The 26,769-nt window shown below is 72.4% G+C and carries 19 protein-coding genes and 1 pseudogene; 10 read left to right on the forward strand and 10 right to left on the reverse strand.

Annotated elements, in window-relative coordinates; translation table 11 throughout:
* Positions 1-11: 11 nt before the first annotated feature.
* From AC067M_RS19775 to zapE, 9 genes are all read right to left on the reverse strand, one after another.
* Positions 12-857, reverse strand: a complete 846-nt coding sequence (locus tag AC067M_RS19775) for a polysaccharide deacetylase family protein (protein ID WP_478698288.1) — start codon at positions 855-857, stop codon at positions 12-14.
* Between the two features lie 98 nt (positions 858-955).
* On the reverse strand, positions 956-2,476 hold the full coding sequence (locus tag AC067M_RS19780) for an FAD-dependent oxidoreductase (RefSeq protein WP_478698289.1): 1,521 nt from the start codon (positions 2,474-2,476) through the stop codon (positions 956-958).
* Positions 2,477-2,493: 17 nt separating this feature from the next.
* Complete coding sequence (locus AC067M_RS19785; RefSeq protein WP_478698290.1) at positions 2,494-3,351, reverse strand: PPK2 family polyphosphate kinase; 858 nt, start codon at positions 3,349-3,351, stop codon at positions 2,494-2,496.
* Between the two features lie 39 nt (positions 3,352-3,390).
* Positions 3,391-4,767 (reverse strand): alkaline phosphatase PhoX, encoded by a 1,377-nt coding sequence (locus AC067M_RS19790; protein WP_478698291.1) that lies wholly within the window; start codon positions 4,765-4,767, stop codon positions 3,391-3,393.
* Between the two features lie 89 nt (positions 4,768-4,856).
* Complete coding sequence (locus AC067M_RS19795; RefSeq protein WP_478698292.1) at positions 4,857-5,726, reverse strand: slipin family protein; 870 nt, start codon at positions 5,724-5,726, stop codon at positions 4,857-4,859.
* A 106-nt stretch (positions 5,727-5,832) separates the two neighbouring features.
* Positions 5,833-7,323, reverse strand: a complete 1,491-nt coding sequence (locus tag AC067M_RS19800; RefSeq protein WP_478698293.1) for a SulP family inorganic anion transporter — start codon at positions 7,321-7,323, stop codon at positions 5,833-5,835.
* Between the two features lie 8 nt (positions 7,324-7,331).
* A complete protein-coding gene (locus AC067M_RS19805) occupies positions 7,332-7,913 on the reverse strand; it encodes a carbonic anhydrase (RefSeq protein ID WP_478698294.1) in 582 nt (193 codons plus the stop codon).
* A 76-nt stretch (positions 7,914-7,989) separates the two neighbouring features.
* Positions 7,990-8,391, reverse strand: coding sequence for a hypothetical protein (locus AC067M_RS19810; RefSeq protein ID WP_478698295.1), 402 nt, complete (start codon positions 8,389-8,391; stop codon positions 7,990-7,992).
* Positions 8,392-8,598: 207 nt separating this feature from the next.
* Positions 8,599-9,714 carry a cell division protein ZapE gene (zapE, locus tag AC067M_RS19815; protein WP_478698296.1) on the reverse strand — a complete coding sequence of 372 codons (1,116 nt, stop codon included), beginning with the start codon at positions 9,712-9,714 and terminating at the stop codon, positions 8,599-8,601.
* Between the two features lie 219 nt (positions 9,715-9,933).
* On the opposite strand from zapE, the gene AC067M_RS19820 reads away from it, so the two are divergent.
* From AC067M_RS19820 to AC067M_RS19860, 9 genes are all read left to right on the forward strand, one after another.
* Positions 9,934-10,824 (forward strand): pyrimidine reductase family protein, encoded by an 891-nt coding sequence (locus tag AC067M_RS19820; protein WP_478698414.1) that lies wholly within the window; start codon positions 9,934-9,936, stop codon positions 10,822-10,824.
* 98 nt (positions 10,825-10,922) lie between these two features.
* Positions 10,923-11,396, forward strand: a complete 474-nt coding sequence (locus tag AC067M_RS19825) for an indole-3-glycerol phosphate synthase (RefSeq protein ID WP_478698297.1) — start codon at positions 10,923-10,925, stop codon at positions 11,394-11,396.
* 134 nt (positions 11,397-11,530) lie between these two features.
* Positions 11,531-12,922 carry a UDP-N-acetylmuramate--L-alanine ligase gene (gene murC, locus AC067M_RS19830; RefSeq protein WP_478698298.1) on the forward strand — a complete coding sequence of 464 codons (1,392 nt, stop codon included), beginning with the start codon at positions 11,531-11,533 and terminating at the stop codon, positions 12,920-12,922.
* A gap of 22 nt (positions 12,923-12,944) precedes the next feature.
* The gene (msrB, locus tag AC067M_RS19835; protein ID WP_478698299.1) at positions 12,945-13,352 is read left to right on the forward strand and encodes a peptide-methionine (R)-S-oxide reductase MsrB; all 408 of its coding nucleotides are present in this window, start codon (positions 12,945-12,947) and stop codon (positions 13,350-13,352) included.
* A gap of 85 nt (positions 13,353-13,437) precedes the next feature.
* On the forward strand, positions 13,438-14,667 hold the full coding sequence (locus tag AC067M_RS19840) for a hypothetical protein (protein ID WP_478698300.1): 1,230 nt from the start codon (positions 13,438-13,440) through the stop codon (positions 14,665-14,667).
* Complete coding sequence (locus tag AC067M_RS19845; protein ID WP_478698301.1) at positions 14,664-16,712, forward strand: VMAP-C domain-containing protein; 2,049 nt, start codon at positions 14,664-14,666, stop codon at positions 16,710-16,712. Before AC067M_RS19840 ends, AC067M_RS19845 begins: the two co-directional genes overlap by 4 nt.
* Before the next feature lie 20 nt (positions 16,713-16,732).
* Positions 16,733-17,836, forward strand: a complete 1,104-nt coding sequence (locus AC067M_RS19850) for an AAA family ATPase (RefSeq protein ID WP_478698302.1) — start codon at positions 16,733-16,735, stop codon at positions 17,834-17,836.
* Positions 17,837-17,876: 40 nt separating this feature from the next.
* The gene (locus AC067M_RS19855) at positions 17,877-22,163 is read left to right on the forward strand and encodes an SAV_2336 N-terminal domain-related protein (protein WP_478698303.1); all 4,287 of its coding nucleotides are present in this window, start codon (positions 17,877-17,879) and stop codon (positions 22,161-22,163) included.
* Between the two features lie 73 nt (positions 22,164-22,236).
* Positions 22,237-23,829 carry a glycoside hydrolase family 3 N-terminal domain-containing protein gene (locus AC067M_RS19860; RefSeq protein WP_478698304.1) on the forward strand — a complete coding sequence of 531 codons (1,593 nt, stop codon included), beginning with the start codon at positions 22,237-22,239 and terminating at the stop codon, positions 23,827-23,829.
* 3 nt (positions 23,830-23,832) lie between these two features.
* On the opposite strand, the pseudogene AC067M_RS19865 reads toward AC067M_RS19860, so the two are convergent.
* Positions 23,833-25,133 (reverse strand): annotated as a pseudogene (locus AC067M_RS19865) (glycoside hydrolase 5 family protein).
* Positions 25,134-25,141: 8 nt separating this feature from the next.
* On the opposite strand from AC067M_RS19865, the gene AC067M_RS19870 reads away from it, so the two are divergent.
* Positions 25,142-26,290, forward strand: a complete 1,149-nt coding sequence (locus AC067M_RS19870) for an N-acetylglucosamine kinase (protein ID WP_478698305.1) — start codon at positions 25,142-25,144, stop codon at positions 26,288-26,290.
* Positions 26,291-26,769 lie beyond the last annotated feature (479 nt).

Consider the following 26,769-nt stretch of genomic DNA (forward strand, 5'->3'; position numbering starts at 1 on the left):
GCGTACGAGCCTCAGTGCCGCCCGCCCGCCGCCCTGATCAGCTCGGACACCTTGACGAACCGAAAGCCCCGCGTGCGCAGCTCGGGCACGATCGTGCGCACGGCCCGCTCGGTCGTCGGGGCGGCGCTGCGGGTGCAGTGCAGGACGACGACGGACCCCGGCCGCACCCCGTCCAGCACCTGCTGGGCCACCGCGTCCGCGTCCGTGGCGAAGGCGTCACCGCCGACCACGTCCCACTGCACCGCCGTCACACCCGTACCGGTCAGCGCCCGCAGTGCCCGTTGGTCGTAACACCCGCCCGGGAAGCGGAAGTACGGCATCGCGCTCGGCACGCCCGCCGCGCGGAAGGCGGTGTACGCCCGCTCCACGTCCGTCCGCATCTTCTCCTCGGAGACGGTGGGCAGGCCGTAGCAGTCGCCGGTGAAGGCGTAGTGGCTGTAGGAGTGGTTGGCGACCTCGAAGAGCGGGTCCCGGCCGATGGAGCGGGCCTCGACGGGGTACTGCTCCGCCCACCGGCCCGTCATGAACACGGTGGCCGGCACCCTCAGTTCCCGTAGCGCGGCGATCAGGCCCGGGTTGTCGAAATGCTCGCCCGCCGCCGCCCTGGGCCCCTGATCGGCGGTCATGTCGGCGTCGAAGGTGAGGGCGACGGTCTTGTCCGTGGTCCGGGGCGCGTTGCTGAAGACGGGGAGCAGACCGGCGGGCCCGGGGGCGAGAGTGGGAGGCCGGGTGACGGTGGCCGTGGGGGCGGGGCGCGGGGCGCGGGGTGCCTCGGGGGCGCTGACCGTGCCGCAGGAGGTGAGAACGGCGGCGCCGAGCGCGCAGAGGACGGTGATACGTCGTACAAGAGGGATCACCGTACGAAAGTAGGGCGATGTTTCTTATATGACCGGCACCCGTGGCCGCCAGGTCACCCGCTCGGAGTCACCCGCGAACAGCGACCAACAGCTCCCGCTCACAGCTCCCGCCCCTCCAGCGGCCGCGTCGCAGGCCCCTGCACCACCTTGCCGTCCGTGTCGAAGCGGGAGCCGTGGCAGGGGCACTCCCAGGCGCGTTCGGCGGAGTTGAAAGCGACGAGACAGCCCAGGTGTGTGCAGCGGGCGGACAGGGCGCGCACCTCGCCCTCCTCGTCGCGGTAGACGGCGACGTGCTTGCCGTGGACGCGGACGACGGCGCCCTCCCCGGGCGGGACGGCGTCCACCTCCGGTGTCGGCCGCAGCCGGTCGCCGACGAAGTGGCCGGCCACCTTCGCCTGCGTCTTGAGGAACGTCGGCGCCTCCCGCACGGCGGAGAGGATGCGGCGCGGGTCGTACAACTCGCTCCACTCGCACCTCTCGCCAGTGATCAGCGCGGTGAGCAGACGGCCCGCCATCACCCCGCCGCTCATCCCCCAGCCGCCGAAGCCGGTGGCGACGTACGCGTGCCGGGCGCCCGGGTGCAGCGGACCGACCATCGGCACCGTGTCGGTGGCGTCGTTGTCCTGCGTGGCCCAGGCGTGGGTGAGGTCGACGCCGGGGAAGCGCTCGGCGGCCCAGTCCGCGAGCCGTTCGAAGCGGGCCGGGGTGTCGCCCGTGCCGGGCGTGAAGTGCTCCCCGGTGACGACGAGCAGCCGCCGCCCGTCCTCGCCGTAGGGGGCCGTCCGGACCGAGCGGGTGCCCTGCTCGGGCGTGATGTACATGCCGTCCGGGTCGTACTCCGTGTCCAGGGCGCCGGCGACGACCAGCTCGCGACGCGGGGAGAGCCGGGTGAACAGCAGGGCACGGTCGAAGATGGGGTAGTGCGTGGCCACGACCACGTCCCGGGCGGCCACCGTCGCCCCGCTGTCCGTCGCCAGGCGGCACGGCTCCCCCTCGTCCAGCCCCACGACGGTGGTGTCCTCGTACAGCCGGCCACCCCGCGCGGCCAGGTCGTCGGCCAGGGCCAGCAGGTACTTGCGCGGATGGAACTGCGCCTGACCGGTCACCCGCACCGCGCCCGCCACCGGGAACGGCAGCCCGGTCTCCGTCACGAACGACGCCGGCAGCCCCGCCTCCCGCGCGGCCTCGGCCTCCGCCCGCACCTCCGTGACCCGGCTCGGGTCGTGCACGTACGTGTAGGCGCTCCTGCGCTCCCACTCGCAGTCGACGCCCAGCTCGTCCGCGATCTCGGCGACGTGCTCGACGGCCTCCGTCTGGGAGCGGGCGTACAGCCGCGCCCCCTCCGTGCCGCGCGTGCGCCGCAGCCTGTCGTAGATCAGTGTGTGCAGCGCGGTGAGCTTGGCGGTCGTGTGTCCGGTGACCCCGGCGGCGATCCGCCCGGCCTCCAGCACGGCCACGGACCGCCCCGCCCGCGCCAGCTCCCACGCCGTGCTCAGCCCCGCGATCCCGGCGCCGATCACGGCCACGTCCACGCGCAGGTCCTCCGCCAGGGGAGGGCGCGACGGCCCCGGAGCCGTCTCCAACCAGTACGAGCCCTTGACGTGCCGGTAGTCGGTCATGCGGGCCGAGTACCCCCTCAGCCGCTCTTCAGCAGCTGTTCCCGGCAGTCGGCCACGTCGAAATCCGGCTCCGGATAGCGCGGGTCCAGCTCCTGAAGGTGTTCGAGGAGAAGCGTGCCGACCGCCCAGTCGCGGTACCACTTGTGGTCGGCCGGGACCAGGTACCAGGGGGCGGTGGGGGTCGAGCAACGCTCCACGGCGATCTCGTACGCCTCCTGGTACGCGGGCCAGCGGGCGCGTTCGGCGATGTCGCCCGGGTCGAACTTCCAGCGCTTGCGGGGGTTGTCGAGGCGCTTGAGGAGGCGGCGCTTCTGCTCGTCGTAGGAGATGTGCAGGAAGCACTTGATCAGGGTGACGCCCTCGTCGGCGAGGGACTGCTCGAAGTGGTTGATCTCGCCGTAGCGGTGACCGAGCTCGCCGGGCGGGGCCAGGCCGTGGACGCGGGCGATGAGGACGTCCTCGTAGTGCGAGCGGTCGAAGATGCCGATCTCGCCCGCCTGCGGGAGCGCCCTGCGGATGCGCCACAGGAACGGGTGCTCCCGCTCCTCGGGTGTCGGCGCCTTGAACGCCTTGATCCGGCAGCCGGCCGGGTTGAGCATGCCGATGACGTGCTTGAGCGTGCCGCCCTTGCCGCTGGTGTCCATGCCCTGGAGCACCAGCAGGACCCGGCGCCGGTCACCGGCCGAGCCCGCCGCCCACAGGCGTTCCTGCAGTTCGGCCAGGCGGTCCCCGGTGCGGGCGGTGGCCTCGCGGGCCGCCGCCTTGTCCGCCGGGCCGCCGGGGTGCGCGGCGGCGTCGTAGGCGGACAGGTCGACCGGCTCGCCCACGGGCAGGCGCAACAGCTCCCGGAGCCCTTCCGCCGGCTGTTCGGTCACCGCGCACCCCTTCCGGTGCTGCTCCTGAGGCTTGTCAGGTCAGCGCCATGGTCCCGTCACCGCGAACGTCGTCCCCGGTGTGTAGCAGTTGACGTACATCGTCTCTCCGCCAGGGGCGAAGGTGACACCTGCGAACTCGCCCCATTCCGGTTCCTGCGGGGTACCGATGTTCTGGCGGCCGCGGGCCATCGCGTACACCTCGCCGCGGCGGGTCACGCCGAAGACGTGCTGGGCGCCGTCGCCGTCCTCGCAGACCATGAGGCCGCCGCCGGGGGCGAGGCAGATGTTGTCGGGGGACTCGCCGGGGAGCTGGACGTCGGTGTCCGGGCCGAAGACGACCACCAGCGTCAGCCGGCGGCGCGCCGGGTCGTAGCGCCACACCTGACCGCAGTGGTCGGCGGCCGAGCCCTCCTCGGCGATGGCGAACGACGACACGAAGTACACACAGCTGCCGCCCCAGTAGCACCCCTCCAACTTCTGCGCGTGGGTGATGCCCCCTCGGCCGTAGTCCTGCAGCCGCGTGGGCGTCCCGGCGGCCAGCGGGTCCGGTACGTCGACCCACTCGATGCCGTCGAAGGTGGCTCCCGTCTCCTGGATCGACGACAGGTCGGGTACGCCCGGTACACGCATCGCCTGGAGTCTGCCGCCCGCGCGCAGCGAACCGACGCCGCCGAGCGGCTTGTTCGGCAGGAAGCGGTAGAAGAGGCCGAAGGGCCGGTCGAACGCGTCCTCCGTCTCGTACACGATGCCCCGGTACGGATCGATCGCGACCGCCTCGTGCTGGAAGCGGCCCATCGCGGTCAGCGGTACGGCACCGGTGCGCCGGGGGTGCGTCGGGTCGACCTCGAAGATGAAGCCGTGGTCCTTGGTGTACCCGTTGGTGCCGGCCTTGTCCTCGGTCTCCTCGCAGGTCAGCCAGGTGCCCCAGGGGCTCGGCCCGCCCGCGCAGTTGACGGCCGTACCGGCGATCGCGACCCGTTCGGAGAGCACGTCGCCGTCGGCGTCCAGCGTCAGGGCCGTACAGCCGCCCTTGCCGGCCGGGTCGTAGGTCAGGCCCTCGACGGTCGGGACGGAGAACGTCGCCGTCGGGCGGTTCTCGTGGTTGCGGACCAGATGGACGCGACCGTGCCGGCCGGGCAGCGCGGTCATGCCGTCGGGGTGGGACGGGACCGGGCCCTCGCCGGAGCGCAGCGGGTCGCCCTCGCGGGACAGCACCCGATAGCGGAATCCTTTCGGCAGGTCGAGCAGACCGTCGGGGTCGGGCACGAGGGGGCCGTAGCCCGTGTGACCCAGGGGCTGCGCGGCGGCGGTGTTCGCGAAGAGGTCGGAGAGGTTTCCGGCGAAGGCGATCGAGACGCCCAACGCCCCGGTGCGGGCGAGCAACTGACGTCGTGTGGAACCACTGCGGATGGACATGGGGCAACCTTCCTGCTGGCGGACAGGACTGTGACCCCGCTGTGTGTATCACGCGCAGTCGATCACCGGAACCACGCCTGTAGCACGTGTCACGGGTCGAGGCTCTGCCGCCCGGGCGTCTGCGGCGGCTCCACCTGAGGCGTCTGCGGCGAGGACTGGTGCGGCGTCTGCGGCTGTGTCTGTGTCTGCTGTGTCTGTGTCAGCGGCGCCCGCTCCAGGAACCGCAGCAGCTCCACCGGGAACGGCAGCACCAGCGTCGAGTTCTTCTCGGCGGCCACCGCCACCACCGTCTGCAGCAGCCGCAGCTGGAGCGCGGCGGGCTCTTCGGACATCGCGTGCGCCGCCTCGGCCAGCTTCTTCGACGCCTGGAGTTCGGCGTCGGCGTTGATGATCCGGGCCCGCCGTTCGCGGTCGGCCTCGGCCTGCCGGGCCATGGACCGCTTCATCGATTCCGGCAGCGACACGTCCTTGATCTCGACGCGGTCGATCTGCACACCCCACCCGACGGCCGGGCTGTCGATCATCAGCTCCAGGCCCTCGTTGAGCTTCTCCCGGTTCGACAGCAGGTCGTCCAGCTCGCTCTTGCCGATGATGGAACGCAGCGAGGTCTGCGCCATCTGCGAGACGGCGAAGCGGTAGTCCTCGACGTTGATGATCGCGGCGGCCGCGTCCACGACCCGGAAGTACACGACGGCGTCGACCCGCACGGTCACGTTGTCGCGGGTGATGCCCTCCTGGGCGGGAATGGGCATCGTCACGATCTGCAGGTTGACCTTGTGCAGCCGGTCCACGGCCGGAACGACGAGGGTGAACCCCGGCGCGCGCACCTGACCGCGCGCCCGTCCCAGCCGGAAGACCACCCCGCGCTCGTACTGCTTCACGACACGCGCGGCGGCCCCCAGATACACGACGCCCGCGGCACCGACCGCCGCGGCCGCCCCCAGCAGCTCAGGGAGCATGGCGACCTCCTCGTAGAGAGGCCCTGTATGTCTGCTCCTGCAACGATATGCCCGGCCCGAGACCCTGGTCGAGCCCAGGGATCTCGGGCCGGGCTCCGGCGTTCGCCTAGGCCGGCTCCGTCACCTTCACCGGTTCCGTGCCGACCGCGCTGTGCCGCTCGGCCCAGTTCTCCAGCGCCGTACGGCAGGCGTGGTCCAGGTGGTGCAGGCCGGACAGGTCCAGCTCCACCGGCCGGTCCTGGGGCAGCGACTCCAGGCTGTCGAGGATCTTCGGCAGCTTGAGGAAGGTCGCGTTGCCCGACAGGTACGCCTGGATCGGGCCCGCGCCCTTGTCGACGACCTCCAGCCGGACGTGCGAGGCCTCCCAGGCCGTCTTGACGACGGCCAGCGCGAGACCGATGAGCACGCCCTCGAACATGCTGACCGCGACGATCGACACGGCCGTGACGACGAGTATCAGCGCCTCACCGCGGTGCTCACGCCACAGACCGACGATCTGCTGTACGGGGATGAGCTTGGCGCCGGCGTGCACCAGGATGCCCGCCAGGGCCGGGATCGGGATGTACGCCAGCACGTCGGGCAGCAGCGCCGCGAACAGCAGCAGCCACACGCCGTGCATCACCCGCGACGCCTTCGTCCGCGCGCCCGCCCGGACGTTGGCCGAGCTGCGCACGATCACCGCGGTCATGGGCAGCGCGCCGAGCACACCGCACACCGCGTTGCCCGCGCCCTGCGCCACCAGTTCCTTGTCGTACTCGGTGCGCGGACCGTCGTGCAGCCGGTCCACCGCCGCCGCGCTGAACAGCGACTCGGCGGACGCGATCAGCGTGAAGGCGACGACGGTGCCGATCAGCCCGACGTTCGCGAGCTCGCCGAACCCGCCCAGTGACGGCGGCTGGACGGAGCCCAGCAGGCCCTGTACCTCGACGGTGGCCACCGGCAGGCTGAACACCAGGACGGCCAGCGTCGCGAGGCCCACCGCGGCGAGCGGACCGGGGACCGTACGCAGCTGCTTCGGCATGCGCGGCCACAGCACCAGCACGGCTATGGTGCCCGCGCCGACCGCCAGCGAGATGAGCGCCTCGGTGTTGCCGAGGGCGCCGAACAGCGCCTCCGGCAGACCGGCGATCTTCGCCAGACCGGACTCCGGGGCCTTGTCGCCGATCACCGAGTACAGCTGTCCGGCGATCAGCACGAGGCCGATTCCGGCCAGCATGCCCTCGACGACGGAGACCGAGATGGCCCGGAAGTAGCGCCCCAGCTTCAGGACGCCCATGAGGATCTGCAGGGCTCCGGTCAGGAGCACGATCACACCGAGGACGGGCAGCCCGAACTCCTGCACCGCCTCGAAGACCAGCACGGTCAGACCCGCGGCCGGCCCGGACACCTGCAGGCTGCTGCCGCGCATGAGCCCGGTGACGATGCCGCCCACGATGCCCGTGATGAGCCCGAGTTCGGCCGGCACACCGGAGGCGACGGCCACGCCGACGCACAGCGGCAGCGCGACCAGGAACACCACGAGGGAGGCCGCGAAATCCTCCTTGAGGTGGGGGAACTTGCTCTGCTTAGTTGCTTGCTGAATCGTCTGCTCGCTCATGGGGGCCCTCACAGAGCCTCGAAGGAGTCGGTTTCCGCGCGGTGTTCGCGGACGGCACCGGTGTGCACCTCGTAGTACCAGCCGCGCACCCGCAGCTGGTCGTTGGCCAGCCGCTTCTCCACGCACGGGTAGGAACGCAGGCGCAGCAGCTGGGCGAGCACGTGGTTCTGCACGGCTGAGGCGACGGTCGGGTCGGCGGTGTCCACCGCTCCCGGCTCGTCGGCGGCGTGCGCGAGCCAGTCGCGGACGGCGGGCACGGCCTCGAGGTCGTCACCGCGGACCAGGGCGCCGACGGCACCGCAGTGCGAGTGACCGCAGACGACGATGTCCTGGACGCCGAGGACCTCCACGGCGTACTCGATGGTGGCGGCCTCGCCGGTGGGGCGGTCGGAGCCGTAGGGGGGAACGATGTTGCCCGCTGTGCGCAGTTCGAAGAGCTCTCCGGGACGGGCGCCCGTGATCAGGGCGGGGACGACCCGGGAGTCGGAGCAGGTGATGAACAGCACCTGTGGGGACTGGCCTTGGGCGAGTTTGGCGAACTCCTCAGGGCGCTGTCCGAACGTACGGGCGTTGTCGATGAGGGGCTGCATGACGTGGTGACTCCTCCTGGCGCGCCGTGGGGGCGCGTCGGACGTGCAGGACAGGGTGGGGGGAACCGCGCTGCTGTCAGCAGCGGAAGACCTGGAGCGCTGCCGGAGTATGGGCGGTCGAGGATCTCGACAGCCGTTGGTCCGTGGGACCGGGCACGGTCTGCCTGCGGTCGGGCGCGGGGTCCTGAGCCCGCAGGGGGCGCTCGGGCGCCTGGGACGCCGAGTCGGCCGTGGCCCGGAAACGGTCGCGGGTGCGCGCCGGGCTGGTCGTGCCGCCCGTGTGGGGGCAGTTGCTGTTTGTCACCCGCTCGTCGCGCAGCGCGCTGCCCTTGGGTTTGTTTCCGGGCTGAGCCTTGGCCTCGACCTGACGGGATGTGTGCGCGTGTGCGAAGGACGGCGTGGTGGTGAAGAAGGGGAGCGCGAGCAGGACGGCGGCGAGGATCGAAACCAGGGTCCGGGCCGTCGTACCTCGGAACATGCGCCTCCCTTCCGACATTCACGCCTCTAGTCCAGACCAACGATTGGTCAACGACTGGTCAAGAAACACGGTAACCCTGCGAAGTTGTTTGCAGGGTTAACTCGACGTTTCGAGTTCAAGAGAGCGTGAAAAGCGCGGGTTCTCTGGCTTGATCTTGCCCTTGACTCGGGGCGCGCGCTCGGTTATTGACTTCGGGCAGGCGTTCGATCAGGCGTGCTCGACGAGCCGCTTGGCGTCCCGCGCCAGCGCGGTGAGCCGGGAGATCGCCCGGAAGTACTTCTTGCGGTAGCCGCCGTTCAGCATCTCCTCGCTGAACAGCTGGTCGAAGGGCAGCCCCGCGGCCAGCACCGGCACCTCACGGTCGTAGAGCCGGTCGGCGAGGACGACGAGTCGGAGGGCCGTCGACTGGTCGGGCACCGGCTGGACGTCGGTGAGACAGACGGCCTTCAGGCCGTCCGTCAACGCGCCGTACCGGCTGGGGTGGACGCGGGCGAGGTGCTCGAGAAGGTGCGGGAAGTCGTCGAGGGAGGCGCCCTCGGTGGCGTACGCCGCCTTGGTCACCTCCTCGTCCGAGTACGGCGCCGGAGCCTCGGGCAGGCCGCGGTGGCGGTAGTCCTCGCCGTCGATGCGCAGCGCGCGGAAGTGCGCCGACAAGCCCTGGATCTCGCGCAGGAAGTCGGCGGCCGCGAACCGGCCCTCGCCGAGCTTGCCCGGCAGGGTGTTGGAGGTGGCGGCGAGCGCGACACCCGCGTCCACGAGCTTGCCCAGCAGCGTCGAGACCAGGACGGTGTCCCCGGGGTCGTCCAGCTCGAACTCATCGATGCACAGCAGCCGGTGGCCGGAGAGGGTCTGCACCGTCTGCTGGAAGCCGAGCGCGCCGACGAGGTTGGTGAGCTCGACGAACGTGCCGAACGCCTTCAGTTCCGGCTCGGCGGGGGTGGCGTGCCACAGGGAGGCCAGCAGGTGGGTCTTGCCGACGCCGTAGCCGCCGTCCAGATAGACACCGCGCGGCCCGGCGGGCGCCTTGGGCGCCTTGGCCTTCCCGAAGCCGAACAACCCGCGCCTTCCGGCACCGCTCGCGTGCGCCCCGCCGAGCCCGCCCGCGAAGCCCTCCAGGACCCGGACGGCCTCGGTCTGGCTGGGCTGCTTCGGGTCCGGGATGTACGTGCTGAAGCGCACCGAGTCGAACCGCGGGGGCGGCACCATCTCGGCGACCAGCCGGTCGGCGGGGACGTACGGCTCACGGGTGCACAGGGACACGGGGGCCGCGTCGGCTATCGGGCTGAGACCGGAGGACGCCTGGGCGGAGGTGGAGGAGGACACGGTTACCCATGCTAGAGGGCGTGCCACACTGCACAGATGCGACGCCTGTTCCCTGTGACCGACCAGACAGCGACGAAGGCCTCCGATGAAGGTGGCGTGGGGGAGGTGCCGGGGGCGCCCGTCGGGGCCTCGGGGGCCGGTGGCGGCAGTGCCGGGGCCGCCGGGGGCGAATCCGGTGCCGGCGATTCCGGGGCTCTGGAGACCGGTGGGGTCGGTGGGGTGTTCGGGGCCGGGAGCTTCGGGGAGGCATCCGGGGCCGGGACCGCCGGGGAGGCCTCCGGTGCGGGGAGCCCCGGTGCGGCCACTGGGGGCGGTGGCGCCGGTGAGGCCCCTGCGGTCGATTCCGGCCATGGTGGCTTTCCCGGGGGCGATCTCGTCGACCGGGAGTGGAGCCTCGACGAGCTCGCCGCCGCGTACGCCTATCCGCAGGCCGGGCCCGGCGGGCGGGAGCCGTGGCTGCGGGCCAACATGGTGTCCACGCTCGACGGCGCCGCCCAGCACGACGGCCGCTCGCAGCCCATCTCCAACGCGACCGACATGCGCATCTTCGGCACCCTGCGCGGACTCGCGGACGTGGTGGTCGTCGGCGCGGAAACGGTGCGCCAGGAGGGCTACCGTCCGGCACGTGTGCGCGCGGAGTTCGCCCGGCTGCGGGAGGCCGCGGGGCAGAGCCCGGCCCCGGCGATCGCGGTGGTCAGCGCGAGCCTGGAGCTGGACTTCACCCTCCCCCTGTTCACCTCGCCGGTGACCCCCACCCTGGTCCTGACGGGCGCCGCGGCGTCCCCGGACCGGGTCGCGACCGCGGAGAAGGCCGGCGCCCGCGTGGTGATCGCCGGTGACGGCGTCGGCGTGGAACCCGACCGCGCCGTACGGGCCCTCGCCGACCTCGGCCACACCCGGCAGCTCACCGAGGGCGGCCCGCGGCTGCTGGGGCAGTTCGTGGCGGCCGGAGTGCTCGACGAACTCTGCCTGACCATCTCCCCGCTGCTCAGCGCCGGTGACGCGCAGCGCATCGCGGGCGGGCCGTCGGTGGCGGTGCCGCGACACTTCGAGCTGGTGTCCCTGCTGGAGGAGGCCGGGTTCCTGTTCAGCCGCTACCGTCGGTCCTGAATGCGGTGGAATGTTCCATTCCGGTTGCCGCGAGCATGCCTGGCACGGCCCACGCAGGGAAGAGGGTCCACGGGAACCTCGTAGGAAAAGGGGCGCTGGTGTTCACAAGCGTTTTGATGATCGAGAAGGCCCTGACGTCCGCCGACGTGGAGTTCGTCACCACCTTGCACGGGGACGAGCAGGTGTACTTCCACGTGCTGCTCCAGCCGCGCGGCGACCAGGCGGACCGGCTGCTGAGAGCCATCGACGACGTCGCGCTCGGCGAGCTCGACGAGGCGGCGCGGGAGCGGGAGACACCGGAGGGCGAGGAGGCGAAGGGCTTCGGGGAACGAGCCCTCGATGTGTCCCTGCACGCTCTGCACGCAGCCGGCAGTGAGGCACAGGGGCGGCTGGTCGAGGACCATCCGCTGGATGCGCTGAAGTCCCTGGTGGGGGAGGTCGGGGCGGACGAGGTGATCGTGCTGACCGATCCCCACTACGTGGAGGAGTTCTTCCATCGGGACTGGGCTTCCCGGGCTCGGCACAAGGTGGGGGTGCCGGTGTTGAAGCTGTTCTCGCACAGCAAGGCATAGGGCTCTGCCGGTCGGCGGGTGCGCGCTGGTGGAGGATTGCTCGCGCAGTTCCCCGCGCCCCTCGGTCGGCCACAGCGGGCCCGCGCAATAAGGTGGGACTTTCACTGTCGTACCGCACCTTGGGAGACACACACATGGCACCCGGCCTTCCTACCGCCATGGAACGACCGCACTTCATCGGCATCGGTGGGGCCGGGATGTCCGGGATCGCCAAGATCCTGGCGCAGCGTGGGGCCAAGGTGGCCGGGAGTGACGCCAAGGAGTCGGAGACTGCCGCGGCGCTGCGGGCGCTGGGCGCCACCGTGCACATCGGGCACGCGGCCGAGCATCTCGCCGACGACGCCACCTGCGTGGTCGTCTCGTCGGCGATCCGCGCCGACAACCCCGAGCTGGCCCGCGCGGCCGAGCTGGGCATCCCGGTGGTGCACCGGTCGGACGCGCTCGCGCGGCTGATGGACGGGCTGAGGCCGATCGCGGTCGCCGGTACGCACGGCAAGACCACCACGACGTCCATGCTGGCGGTGTCGCTGTCCGAGCTGGGGCTGAACCCGTCGTACGCGATCGGTGGCGACCTGGACGCGCCCGGCTCCAACGCGCTGCACGGCGAGGGGGAGATCTTCGTCGCGGAGGCGGACGAATCGGACCGCAGCTTCCACAAGTACGCGCCCGAGGTCGCGATCGTCCTCAACGTCGAGCTGGACCACCATGCCAACTACGCCTCGATGGACGAGATCTACGAGTCCTTCGAGACCTTCGCGGGCCGGATCGTGCCCGGCGGCACGCTGGTGATCTCGGCGGACCACGAGGGCGCGCGGGAGCTGACGCGGCGGCTGGCCGGTTCGGTGCGGACGGTGACGTACGGAGAGGCGCAGGACGCCGACGTGCGGGTCCTGTCGGTGGTCGCGCAGGGGCTGAAGAGCGAGGTCACCGTCCTGCTGGACGGGCGGGAGCTCACCTTCGCGGTCTCCGTGCCGGGCCGTCACTACGCGCACAACGCGGTGGCCGCGCTGGCCGCCGGCGCGGCGCTGGGTGTCCCCGCCGAGGAGCTGGCGCCCGCGGTGGCCGCGTACACGGGCGTCAAGCGGCGCCTTCAGCTCAAGGGCGAGGCCGCGGGCGTCCAGGTCATCGACTCCTACGCCCACCACCCGACCGAGATGACGGCCGACCTGGAGGCGATGCGGGCGGCGGCCGGCGAGGCACGCATCCTGGTCGTCTTCCAGCCTCACCTCTTCTCCCGCACCCAGGAACTGGGCAAGGAGATGGGCCAGTCGCTGGCCCTGGCGGACGCGTCGGTCGTCCTGGACATCTACCCGGCCCGTGAGGACCCGGTCCCCGGTGTGACCAGCGAGCTGATCATCGAGGCGGCGCGGGCGGCGGGCGCGGACGTGACGGCGGTGCACGACAAGGACGAGGTGCCGGCGGTGATCGCGGGAATGGCGCGGGCGGGTGATCTCGTTCTCACCATGGGCGCGGGCGATGTCACCGACCTCGGTCCGCGGATCCTGGACCGTCTCGCAGCGAAGTAACACACGTAAGGGGTTGGCCTTCATGTCGTACGACGTCGACAAGCCTGACGAGCAGTGGCGGGCGGAGCTGACCCCGGCCGAGTACGCGGTGCTGCGGCAGGCCGGCACGGAGCCCGCCTTCACCGGTGAGTACACCGACACCAAGACGCGGGGCGTGTACGCCTGCCGGGCCTGCGGCGCCGAGCTGTTCACCTCGGACACCAAGTTCGAGTCCCACTGCGGCTGGCCCTCCTTCTTCGACCCGAAGGACAGCGACGCGGTCGAACTCATCGAGGACCGCACCTACGGCATGGTCCGCACGGAGGTGCGGTGCGCCCGCTGCGGCTCCCATCTCGGCCACGTGTTCGAGGGTGAGGGGTATCCGACGCCGACGGACCAGCGGTACTGCATCAACAGCATCTCGCTGCGGCTGACGGCGGACGAGGGCTGACGCGGGCTCCCGCACTTTCCGGGCGGTTCGGGCGCGCGCGCACTATCGTCCAGTGCGGACGGCACGACGAGGGGGGGGCCGAGCGATGCGTTTTCTGTTCGTCCACGGCACGGGGGTGCGCAGCGAACGGCACGACAAGCTGTTCGGGCGGGTCCGGGACCGTCTCCTCGAGCGGTTCACCGAGGCCACGGTGACCTCCTGCTTCTGGGGGGAGGCGTTCGGGGTGCCCGTGGGCACGGGGAGCTCTTCGGTCCCCGGGAACCGTGGGACCCGCGCCGTGGGCGACGAGGCGGTGGCTCCGCCGGACCAGGAGGCGGCCGAGTGGGCGCTGCTCCTGGCCGACCCGCTGTGCGAACTGCGGGTGCTCGCCGACATCGGGGGCGCCTCCTCGGACGACGGACTCGGCCTCCCGGGGGTGCGTGCGGCGGGCTCCGAGGTGCTGGACCTGTTGGCGAAGTTCCCGGCAGACCCCGAGGAGTCGGACGAACTCGGCGGGCTGCTGCGGAGCACCGACCTGGCCCGCCACTACCCTCGCGCCGTGCAGACCGTCCTGACCTCGGACGAGGCGGGCCGTGCCGCTGCGCACGCCCTTGAGGAGCCAGAGGCCCGGGAGCTGGCCGCCGCGGTCGCCCGAGCCCTCGTGGCGGACGCCCTGGCCCGGGCCGGCGCCGACGCGGAGTGCACGGGTGCGGAGCGGGACCGGATGGTCGAGGTGATCCGGGCCAGGCTCGGAGGCGACGCGCGGTATCCCGGTGGCCGGGCGGCGGCGGTGCTCGGGAATCTCGCCCTGCGCGTCACGACCCAGCCCGCCCTCAATCTGTGGCGTGGGTCGATCACGGGGAAGGCCACCCCGTTCGTCGGGGACATCCTCCGCTACCAGGCCAGAGGGCAGGCCCTGCGCGACCACCTGCACCGCACGATCACCGCCGACGAGCCGACCGTGCTGATCGGACACAGCCTGGGCGGAGTCGCGCTCGTCGACCTGCTCGCGCAGAGCGCCGCGCGGGGCGAGCCCCTCCGGGGCCCGCGGCTTCTGGTGACCGTCGGCTCCCAGGCCCCGTTCCTGCACGCGCTGGGCGCGCTCACCGGTCTGGAGCCGGGCGAGCCACTGCCGTCCGGTTTCCCTCGCTGGCTCAACATCTACGACCGGCAGGACCTGCTGGCTTTTCTCGCCGAACCGGTCTTCCCCGACGACCCCAGGGTCACCGACCACGAGGTGAGCAGCCGACAGCCGTTTCCTCCGAGCCACGGCGCGTACTGGAAGCTCGGTGGCGTCTACGAGGGGATCGCGCGAGCCGTGGCGGAGACCGGGTGACCGACCGGAACGGCATCGTCCCCTCCACCTTCGGCCCGGAACGGACGTTCGCGCTCGTTGTCGGCGTCGAGCAGTACGCGCTCACTCCGCGCTGGAACCTGCGCGGCCCGGCACGCGACGCGCTGCGGTTCACCCAGTGGCTCACCGGCCCCGGACAGGTGCCGCCGGACAACGTCCGGCTGCTGCTGTCACCGCTGCACCCGGAAAGCCTGGACTGGTCGGCCACCGCGCAGCTCGCCGCCCTGGAGGACCGGTGGCGGCCCGCGACCGAGGACAACGTGCGCAACGCACTGTTCCGTGAACTCCCCGAGTGCGACGGCGACATGCTGTGGATCTACTGGGCCGGGCACGGCTTCCAGGGGAAGCGCGGCCTGATGCTGCCGTGCGCCGACGCCTACAAAGGGGAGATCCGGCACCTCAACCTGGACTCCGCGCTGGGCTGGTGGCGCACCGACCTGGTGAGGAGCGGCTGCTTCACCCGCCAGGCGGCTCTGCTCGACGCATGCCGCGTCGAGGTGCCACGAGGCAGCGCGCTGAACTTCGGCAGTTTCGACTACGGCGGCGGCACCGTCCGCACCCGACGGCACCAGTTCGAGCTGTACGCCTCCCGCGAGGGCGAGGCCGCGAAGAACGACGCGGAACGCGCGGCGGGCCAGTTCACCGATGTCCTGCTCGCCGAACTCGCCGAACGGACTTTGCACGACTGCATAGCCGACCTCCCGGAGATCGGCCGCCAGGTCTACCGGCGCTTCGAGGAACTGCGCCGGAACAACGAGGCATGGCAGCTCCCGCAGTTCATCAGGGACCGCGACTGGGACGGGTGCTCTTTCCTCGACGACGGCCCCCAGTCGCCCCCGTCGGCCGCCACCCGGCTCGACCAGCCCGCCTGGGACGGCCTCGGACCGCTGTTCGCGGACCGTTCCCTGCCCCGGCACACCTTCGACGCCTACACCTGGGCGTTCACCATCACGGGTTGCGCGACTCCCGTCCACGCCGGGCTTCCCGGCAAGAGCCTGATCGACATCGCCCTCGACCTCGACGATCGGCAGGGCCGCCGGGAGGGCACCCCGCTGACCCTGCCGTTCGTGCGCTTCCTGGCCGACCGCGCCCGGGCCACCGACCCCGACTGGGCGACCCGGCTGAACGACTGGGTGGAGGACACCCGGCGACGGCTGGACGCGCCGCCCCTGCCGCCGCCTCCGTCCCCGGCCCGCAGCACCGTGCTGCACCTGCGGCTGGAGCCCGCCCCCGACGGCGACGACCTCTACCTGGCCCGCATGTGGCTGCGCCGGGACACCACCACCGCGATCTGGGAGTCGGAGGACCACCCGCTCACCCTCGACCAGGTGCGGGAGGAGCTGTGCCGTCAACTGAAGCGCGCGGCACAGGCGTTCGGCGTCGCCTCGGCCCTGGAGGCGAACGCCGTCGAACGCGTCGAGTTCCACGTGCCGTTCGAGCTGCTGGACGTCCCCTTCGACCAGTGGGCCATGCCGGGCCGGCGCGGCCGGACACGCCCCCTCGGTGTGCAGCACCAGGTCGTCGTCCGCTGCCCGGAGGAACGGGACGACGCGCGCGCCGCCTGGGTGCGCAAGTGGAGCTGGCTGGAGGCACAGGGCGGTACGTTCCCGGACGCCGTACACGTGGTGGCGGACCATCAGGTGACCGACACCCTCGGTGTGGACCTCGGCATCGCGGAGGCACCCGCCTGCGTGGTGGCCTCGGGAAGCCGGACGCAGGACGTGCTCGACGCGGTGCTGGAGGGCGGCGTACCGGTGACGGTGTGGTGGCGCGACGGCGGGCAGTCGACGGGCGGGGCCGAGGCGGCGGAGCTGGCCGCGCTGCTCACACCCGCCGACGACGGCACACCGACGACGAACGTGCTGACCCTGCCCCGGCAGGTTCACGCCCTGCGCCGTGAGCGGGCCGCGGCCCCGGCGGCAGGCGCTGCCGGCAGCCGACTGGCGCTGCTGTGGGACGATCCCGACCACCCGATGGACGTCCGGTCCCTGCACGGCCCGGAAGCGGCGGACCCATCCCGACCATGAAGGAACCAGGGGGTGCCCCGATGGCGGGGACGGAGCAGGACTGGTGGCTCTACCAGGGAGCCGGCACCACCGAGGAGCGCCGCGAGCGGCTGAAGGCCACGCCCGCGCCGCCATGGCGCGAGTTCTCCGACACGCCCGATCCGTCCTGCCCGCCGCCGGCCTGCGAGGGCGAGGCATGGGAGCGGACCCTGAAGCGAGGTGAGGGATACGTCCCTGACGACGAGGAGACCGATGTCGTCAACACCGCCCTGTACCTGCGCAGGCCGCTCCTCGTCACCGGCAAGCCGGGCGTCGGCAAGTCGACCCTGGCCCACAGCATCGCGGCGGACCTGGGGCTCGGACCCGTGCTGCACTGGCCCATCACCAGCCGCATGGTCCGGCGCGACGGCCTCTATCTCTACGACGCCATCGGCCGTCTCCAGGAGGCCAACCTGCACCGGGCGCTCACGACAACGGCCGACCCGGCGGGCCCACTGTCTGCCGCCGGGGAAGAAGCCGGCGGGGAGACGGCGGACGAGGAAGGGCAGAAGCTCTCGTCGATCGCGCGGTTCCTGCGGCTGGGCCCGCTCGGCACCGCGCTGCTGCCCCAGGAACAGCCCAGGGTGCTGCTGATCGACGAGATCGACAAGAGCGACATCGACCTCCCCGGAGATCTGCTCACCCTGTTCGAGGACGGCGGATTCGAGATCCCCGAACTGGCGCGCGTGGCAGGCGAACAGCCCGAGGTGGCCATCGCCACAGACGACGCGCAGGACAGATACGTGACGATCCGGCGCGGCCGTGTGCAGTGCCGTTACTTCCCCGTCGTGGTGCTGACGAGCAACGGCGAGCGGGAATTCCCCCCGGCCTTCCTGCGCCGCTGCGTACGCCTCGACCTCAAGGCACCGGACAAGAAGAAGCTGGCCCGCATCGTGCGCCGACGGCTCGGCGTCGACGTGGAGGAGTCGACCGAATACCAGCAGCTGCTCAAGGACTTCCTCGACCGCAGCGCCGACGGGGACCTGGCGACGGACCAGCTCCTCAACGCCATCCAGCTCCGGCTCAGCAGGACCTGGACGAACCCCGCGGACCACGAACGGTTCCTCGCCACCGTGATGCGGCACCTGACGGGGCCCACGGCGTGAGCGGCCCACGGCGTCCCCTCCGTCGCAACCGAGTCGACACGTGATCGAGGAGCTGCTCGCCGCGTTCGCCGAGGACGGCACGGACGTCGGCGTGGACGAGGTCGCCGACATCCTGTGGCTGGCGGCCCGGGTGGGCGCCGCCCGCACCCCGCGCACCGAGCCGCCCGCCCCCGAGCCGCCGCTCCCGGAAACCGGCCCGCGACGGCCACCCGCGCCCGCCCGCGAGGCGGAGGCGAAGCTCTTCACCAGGAAGTCCGCGACGACAGCACAGGAGCCCGAACGGGACGGTGCGCGCTGGGGCGTGCCGCTGCGCGTACCGCGTGCCGCCTCAGTGCGCGACCCGCTCGGCCTCATGCGTTCACTGCGGCCCCTGGGGCGGCGGGCCATCGGCGGCCCGGGCGACCGGCTGGACGAACAGGCGACCGTGGAGCGCAGCGTCGAGCAGCAGCTCCCGTGCCCGGTGCTGCTCCCCGCCGAGAGCAGATGGCTGGACCTGGCACTTGTCGTCGACACGCACCACTCGATGTTCCTGTGGGCCGACCTGGTCGACGAACTGCGCAGCGTCCTGACCAGCAGTGGCGTCTTCCGCGACGTCCGGACGTGGTACCTGTCCGGCACGGCCGACACCGGGAGGCCCGGGGTGGCCCACGGGCGCGGCGCCCCGCCGCGGAACCCGGCGGAGATCGCCGACCCGTCGGGGCACCGGCTGATCCTGGTGGTCACGGACACCGTGGCCGACGGCTGGGGGCAGGGAGCGCTGCACGACGTGCTGCGTCACTGGAGCGGACACAACTCGGTGGCCGTCCTCAACGTCCTGCCGGAACGGCTGTGGTCCCGCGCCGCCGTCCGCCCGGTGTCGCTGTCACTGCGCGCCGACCGCCCGGCCGGGCCCACCCGGTCCTGGCAGCGTGCCGCCGCACCACGTCGCACCCGTGCACGGCGCCGCCGCGGCCCCGCGCCGACGGCCGCGACACCGCCCGTGGTGCCCGTGGTCTCCGCGTCCCCGCGGAGCCTCACGCGACTCGCCCGTCTCGTCTCCGGCGACACCGGCTGGCACCGCCTGGCCTGCCTGAGCCTGGACGCGCGACAGGCCGACGGCACCGGTACGGAGCCGTCGGTTGTACGCCCCACCATGGACGGCGACACCGGCGAGGGGCCGTCGGTTGTACGCCCCACCATGGACGGCGACATCGGCACGGAGCCCTCGGTCACGCCCCCCACCACTGACGGCACCTACGACCCGCTGGTGGTCGTGGAACGCTTTCGGGCGGGCGCTTCCCCCACAGCCCAGCGACTCGCCGCCTACCTGGCGGCGGTGCCGCTGACCCTGCCCGTCATGTCCCTCGTACGTCACTCCCTCCTGCCCGGTTCCGAGCACGGCCACCTCGCCGAGGTGGCCCTCGGCGGGCTGTTCGAGCCATGGGGTACGACCGGTGTCGACATGCCGCCCGACGACCTGACGTTCGACTTCCTGCCAGGTGTGCGCGACGCGCTGCTCGGCTCCCAGCTCCGCGGTGACGTGGCCGCCGTGCGGGAGCTGGTCCGGCAGAGCGTCTGGGACCACCTCGACCGGGGCCAGGGCACCGGCAGGGAATTCACGGCGACCCGGGTCGGCCGGGGCACGACCGGTCGGCGCCGGGTCGGCGCGGAGCAGGAGGCCTTCGCCGAGTGGCGGCCGAGCGGGACGGTGCCGGAAGCCGGGCCTGGGGAGACGGACCACCCGGTCGGCCCACCGCCGACCGGCCTCGCCAGCCGGTTGGTCCGTATCGCACCCCTGTTCTCCACCGGCGGCGACGGCGCTGTCGGTCTCCTCCTGTCACCGAACCTGGTGCTCACCTGCCTGCTGGCCCGGGCGGGCGGAGACCCGGGGTACGTCGTGAGTGTCGACGGCCGGAGCACCCACGCCTGGGCCGTCTGGAACGAGGGCCGTACGCCCGGTGCCGCCCTGCTCCTCACCCAGGAGGACATCCTCGACGAGGACACGTGGGCGCGACGCGCCCCGGAGCGGCTCCGCTGGACGTCACACGGGGCCTCCGCACCGGTGCCGGTGGACATCGACGCCTTCTCCGAGGCCGGAGATCCGGTCCGGCTGGGCGCAGAGACGCACCCGGCGGGAAATGTGCTGAAGGTCGACATCACCGCACCCCACCCCACGACGGGGTGGCCGCAGCTCGCGGGGGCACCCCTGTCCAGGGACGGCGAGTTCAGCGGCCTGATCGTGGGGAGGGACCGGACGGGGGAGAGGCTGGTCGCGCTGTCCGCGAGCCGGTTGCTCGATGACGAGGCCTTTCGGGACGTGCTCGACCGGGCCGGTCATCCTCCGTACGGACCGGCGGCGGGCCCGCTGCGCGTGGCCGTTGAAATCAAGCTGTGGGAGAGGCGATCCGGCTTCAACAACAACGGGGAACGGGCCGAGCATGAAGTGGCTGACCTGCTCGTCGAGTTGATGGCCGACGCGGAGGTCGACGGCACGGTCGCACGGCAGGGCGGGCCGGGCAGGCCCGATCTGCTCGTTCACCTGGACGCTCCGTCCGCCCTGCCCGGCCTCGGCCGCCTCCTTGCCGCATTGCCCGACAGGCTTGCCGAGTACAGCGACCGGACAGGTGCCGGGATGACCCTCGTCATGGCGGTCGCGCAGGAGTCAGAGGGCCGGGATGCCGCTGCGTTGCTCAGGCACCCGGGCTTCCGCGACCGGCATGCCGGGATGATGTCGAGGCTGGGCGAAGGCCCGCTGCTGCTCGCCGTGTCCCCCCTGGTGCACTTGCGCTTGATCGAGGCCCTGCATCCGGAACTCGAATTCGGGTTGTTCATCCCGATCGGCGGCTTGGGGCCCGGTGCCCCCATCGGCTGGTTCCGGACCAGCGACTGCGTACGCTTCGGACGCGCCCTCGCGGTGCTTACGGAGGCGGGCGCCCTTCGGACTCGCTGCGGCTTCGGAGCGGACGGCACCGACGGCGGGGGCTGCGTCGGGCGGGCGTTGCCGGGTTACGAGGCCTGCCTGGAGCATGTGTCGGTCGAGGAGCGTAGGCGCTACCTGGCCACCCTGCCCTCCGGGGCGTCGGTCGACTTCTCCGGCACGACCTTCTCGGAGGCTCTGTTGGCGGAGCTCCTGGGGGCGCTCGCGGATCCGGACCTCACGCTCCACCCCGTCCTGGGGCGAGCGGTCTTCGACCGGGCCCACTTCAGCGACGGCTGCGATTTCCGGGGAGTCGAGTTCTTCGAGGCGCGGTTCGACCGGGCCGTGTTCACGGGGCATGCCCGTTTTTCCGGGGCCCTCTTCCAGGGCACCGTCTCGTTCGATCGTGCCGTGTTCAGCGACCGAGCCGACTTCGACACGGCCGCATTCAGGGCCGATGCCTCCGTGTGCCATGCGCTCTTCGAAGGTCGGGCGAGCTTCACCGAGGCCCGGTTCAGCAGCACGGCCTCCTTCGACTACAGCCGTTTTCGTGATGCGGCACTGTGGACGCGGACACATTTCGGAGGGGAGGCCTCCTTCGCTCACACCGTGTTCGAAGACTTGGTCGACTTCAGGTCAGCGGAGTTCGACGGGTCGGTCGACACCGCGGACATGCGCGTTGCAGACGGCTCCGTGACCGGCCTCCTCGCCGCCGGAGACACTGACGAGTCGGCCTACCTGCGCAGGCTGATCGGCTCGGCGCGGGCCGTGGTGGTCGGCTTCGACGGGACCCTCTGCCGGTTCTTCGCCGGGCGCGGTCCCGTGCACATGGCCCGCGAACTCGCCGAATGGCTCCGCGCGAGTGGCCTGAGCGCGCTGCTCCCGGCCGGTGACGCGGTCGACCCCTATGCCCTGCTGAGCGACATCTCCCGCAGGCTTCCAGGCAGTGATCTGGTCATGGAACTGGAGGAGCGTCTGACGGAGCAGGAGCTGCGAGCCGTGACCACGGCCCATCCGATCGCATACGCGGATCCCCTGCTCCGGTCGTTGCCGGAAATGGGGACGCCGGTGGCCGTCGTGACCCACTGCTCCACGAGGGCAGTGCAGGCCTACCTGGACAGCCGGGCGCTGGCCTCCGCGGTCGGGCACGTCTGTGGCCGCTCCTCGAGCAGCGAAACCCTTCTCTCGCCGAGCATGCTTCGGGCCGTGAGCGCCCTGCGTATCGACCCGGACCAGGCCCTCATGATCGGCGCCACGCTCGCCGACTACCGGGCGAGCCGGCAGGCCGGCATCCGGTTCCTCGGGCTCGCGCGTGACGACAGGGAGGCCGAGCGGCTGCGCGCGGAGGGAGCGGACGCGGTCGTCCGTTCCTTGGAACCTGTCCTGGCCGCGATCCGGGACATCGCCACCGGCCGGCCCTCGTCCGACTGACCCTGCCTGGTGTGGTGAATCGGTAAGCCATGACCTGGTTGACTTTCGGCTAGGTCAACCAGAGGATCCGGGGGTGACCCACACCGCGCACGACACCGTCGGTCCTTGCCTTCCCTCCGCTCTGGACGAGGCGGCGCACCGCTGCCTGGTCGCGGGGTTCGAGGGCACCACGACCGTCCCCGACACGCTGAAGCGGCTCATCGACCGCGGGCTGGGCGGGGTCATTCTGTTCACCCGGAACGTGCGGGACGCGCGGCAGGTCCGCGAACTCACCGACACGTTGCGGGCGTTGCGTCCGGATCTGCTCGTAGCGATCGACAACGAGGGCGGCGGGATCGGGCACCTGGTGGGCGCGGGCGCGCCCGAGGTGCCCGGCTCGTGGGCGCTCGGCGTCGTCGACGACCCCGCCCTCACCGCCCGCTGCGCCGACGCGCTCGCCGGACACCTCGCCTCGCTCGGCATCACCGCCTCCTACGCCCCCGTCGCCGACGTCCAGCGCCGGCCGGAGAACCCGATCGTGCGCACCCGCTCCTTCGGCGCCGACCCCGAGCTGGTCTCCCGGCATCTGCGTGCCTGGATCGCCGCGACCGAGGCACGTGGCGTCGCCTCGTGCGCCAAGCACTTCCCCGGCCACGGCGGCACCGTCACCGACAGCCACCACGAGACGGCGGTCGATCCACGTTCGTACGACGCGCTCGACCTCGCTCCCTTCCGGGCGGCGGTCGACGCGGGGGTGCCGATGCTGATGAGCGCGCACGTCGTCTTTCCGGCGCTCGACCCCGATCGTCCCGCCACCCTCAGCCCCGGCATCCTGGGCGGGCTGCTGCGGGACGAGATCGGCTTCGACGGGGTGCTGGTCAGCGACGCGCTGGAGATGAAGGCCATCGCCGAGCGCTACGGCGAGGCGGCGGGCGCGCGGCTCGCGCTCGGTGCCGGGGCGGACCAGGTCATCGTCGCCGTACCGGATCTGGCCACCACGCTGGCCTGCCGGGACGAGGTGCTCGACGCGCTGTACGCCGGGGAGCTTTCGGCGGAGCGGGTGGAGGAGGCCGCGGGGCGGGTACGGCGGCTGGCGGAGCGGTACGCGGTCCGGGCCGGGGCCGGTGTGGTGGCCGGCGGGCCGGCGGGTGCGGGCGCCGTGAGTGTCGGGGCGACCGGGCTCGGGGTGTTGGGCGTGGGGTCCGTGGGCGGGGAGTCGGGTGCCGCGGTCTCCTGGGACGTCAGCGCCGGGATGACGGCGGCGCGGCGGGCTGTGCGCCGTCGGGAGCCGCTCCCGGCGGCCGTGCCCGGCGCCCATGTCGTCGACCTCTTCCCGCCGCCCCACCCCGCCCTCAACTGGGGCGGCGAGGACCTGCTCACCGAGCTGCGCGCCCTCGACCCGACCGCCACGGGGACGGCCGTAGCCGGGGAGCCGGAGAGCGCCGAGGCCGTCGTGGACACGGCGCTGCGTGCCGCCGAGGGGCGTCCGCTGGTGGTGGCCGTGTGCGATGCCGGGCTGCACCCCTGGCAGCGCCGCCTACGCGCCGCGCTCCTGGTGGCCCGGCCGGACGCGGTGCGGGTGTCGACCGGGTTGCCGGAGGCGGCGGACGGTGCGGGGGTCGTCTGCTCGTACGGGCGGGGGCGGGCGAATCTGCGGGCGGTGGCGGAGGTGTTGGCGGGCGTGTGACCGTCACTCCGGGCGCAGCAACTCCTTGATTCCGCGTGCCGCGAGGTGGTCCGGGTCGTCCGCCTGCTCGGCCAGTACCACCGCCGGGCGGGCACCCTCGGTGCGCAGACGCATCCAGGTGTCGAAGAAGGTGCCGCCCGGGCCGGACACCGAGCGGGTGGAGCGGGTGCAGTCCAGGACGAGGGCCGCGTCCCGGGGTGCGGGCGGGGCGGCATCGGTGCGCAGGACGGTGATCGTGTCGGCCAGGGCCTCGGCGATCGGTTTGGGGCGGCCGGCGGAGTCGAAGAGGCCGAGGGTGTACTCGAGTTCGGGGTAGTCGGCCAGGGCGCGGTCCACGTCGTGGGAGCACCACCAGGTCATGCCCCACAGGTCCGTGCAGTCGGCCGCGTTCCGCAGGGTCGCGCGGGCGAAGTCCGGGGCGTCGGCCGCCGGGATGTGCGGTTCGGGCGCGCCGGTCTCCTGGACCCAGACCGGGCGGGTTGGATCGGTGGCGTAGGCCTTGGCGAGCTCCACGCCGTACTCGGCGAGGTGCCGCACCTGCGGGGAGCGGGGACCGTACCGGCGGGCGCAGTCGCCGGAGAACACCCAGGGGTGGACGGTGGTCAGGTCGCCCTTGCGGGCGGAGGCCTCCGGGGTGAAGGGGTGGTCGTCGCCGTACCAGGCGGCGTCGTACGCGGAGTGCGTGACCAGGCCGCCGTCCCTGCCCAGGCCGTCGCGTGCGGCCGTGAGCAGCGTGTCGAGGTAGTGGTCGACCTCGTCCGGGCTGACCGGGTTGTGCTCGACCAGGTTGTTCAGCTCGTTGCCGAGCTGGAGCCCGAGGACGTTCGGGCGGCCGGCGAGGGCGCGGCCGAGCGTGCGCAGGAGGCCGGCCTGGGCCTCGATCGCCTCTGGATCGCTGAAGACGTTGCGGTGGTGCCAGGTGCGGGTCCACTCCGGGTAGAAGTCGAAGCTCGACAGATGGCCCTGGACGCCGTCCACGAGGACGTCGAGGTTGAACTCCGCCGCCAGGTCGACGAGTTGCGTGATCTGGTCAACGGCGGCGGGGCGGATGAGAGTACGGTTCGGCTGGAGGAGCGGCCACAGGTGGAAGACCCGGACGTGGTCCAGGCCGAGTCCGGCGATCTGCGCCAGATCTTCACGCGCGTGTGCCGAATCGAAATCGTGCCAGGAGTGGAACCAGCCCCGTCGAGGCGTGTAATTGACGCCAAACCGGAGCGGCGGTGCGGGCGCGGTGGACGCGTGGGGAGCGGCGATGGGGTCCTCCTCCGGTCAGGCTTGTCTCTGCCGAATGTATCAACCACCATGGGCGCCAATGAATAATGATTTGAACCAGGATTTCGCCGCCGGTGCGCACGCCGATGTATACGTCGTGGGTGTCGACGCCGGTGGCACCCGGACCCGCGCGGTCCTGGCCGCCGTGGAGGGCGGCGGGCCGCTGGGTGAGGGCAGCGGGGGGCCGGGGAACGCGCTGACCGTGCCGGTGCCGCAGCTCACCGAGCATCTCGTGGAGGCGGTGGGGCGGGCGGTGCCGGAACGGCTGCGGGGGCGTGTGGTCGCCGTGGCGGGCGGCTTCGCGGGCGCCGCGCGCACGGCGGACGAGCCGGGCCGGGGCAGGGCGGAGGCCGCCCTCTCCGCGGCCTTGGCGCGGCTGGGCATCACCACGACCGCGATCGAGATCCACAGCGACATCGAGGCCGCGTTCGCCTCCGCGCCCGGGCATCCCGCCGACGGGATCGCGCTCGTGGGTGGGACCGGGGCGGTCGCGGCCCGGATCGAGAACCGGGTGTGCGGGGCGACGGCGGGCGGTGACGGGTGGCTCCTCGGCGACGACGGCAGCGGCTTCTGGATCGGCCGGGAGGCAGCCCGGGCCGCCCTCCGCATGGCGGACGGCCGCGGCAGCCCTACGGCGCTGGCCGGTCCCGTTGGGCGGGAGCTGGGAGTGCCGGGGGAGGTGTTGCCGGACGAGGCCGGATCGGGGGACGGTTCGCGGGACTGGCTGGCCGGCGGTGTGTTGCCGGGAGAGGTCTCGCTGGGGGACGCGCTGGCGGGGGAGGCCCCCAGGGGGCACGGACTGCCGTGCGGCCGTGAAGGCGCCCCGCGCTGGACCCGGGCGCAGCGCGCGGCCTACCGCATGCATGTGCTGCCCGCCGTGATGGACCGTCCGCCGGTCCAGCTCGCCCGCCTCGCCCCGCTGGTGACGCTGGCCGCCCAGGACAAGGACCCCGTCGCCGAGGCGATCCTCCAGGAGGCGGCCGACCATCTCGCCGACACCGTCGAGGCGTTGGCACCCCGCCCCGGTGAGCGGCTCGTCGTCACGGGCGGCCTGCTCGGCCCCGACGGCCCCCTCCTGACCCCCCTCACCCACCGCCTCCGCCCCCTCGGCCTCACGATCGACCGCGTCACCGACGGCTCCCAGGGCGCGCTGGCCCTGGCCCGCCTCACTCTCTCCGCCAAGGACTGACACCCCCACGCAAAGGACCACCGCCATGCCCACCCCACCCCACCCGCCCGACCCGGCCGAGCCGCCACCTGTGACGGCGGGTACGGCTGAGGTGTCGGGTTCGGCAGCGGGCCCGGCTGAGGCCTCACCCTCGGCGGTGGATGTGGCTGAGGTGCTGGGTTCGGTAGCGGGCCGCGCCGAGGCCTCACCTTCGGCGGCGGACTCGGCTGACGCGTCGGGTTCGGCGGTCGGGTTGCCCGGTGTTCTGCGCCGGGCGGCTCGCCGGCCGGCGGCTTCGGGTCCGGCCGGGGGCTCGGTTGAGGTGTCGGGTTCGGCGGCTGGCGTGGCTGACGCTCTGCACCCCGCGGGCGACCGGGCGGAGGCGTCACCTCGTGCGTCGGGTGCGGTTGAGGTGTCGGGTTCGGCGGCTGGCGTGGCTGACGCTCTGCACCCCGCGGGCGACCGGGCGGAGGCGTCACCTCGTGCGTCGGGTGCGGTTG

This window comes from Streptomyces sp. NPDC043427, assembly GCF_056436655.1.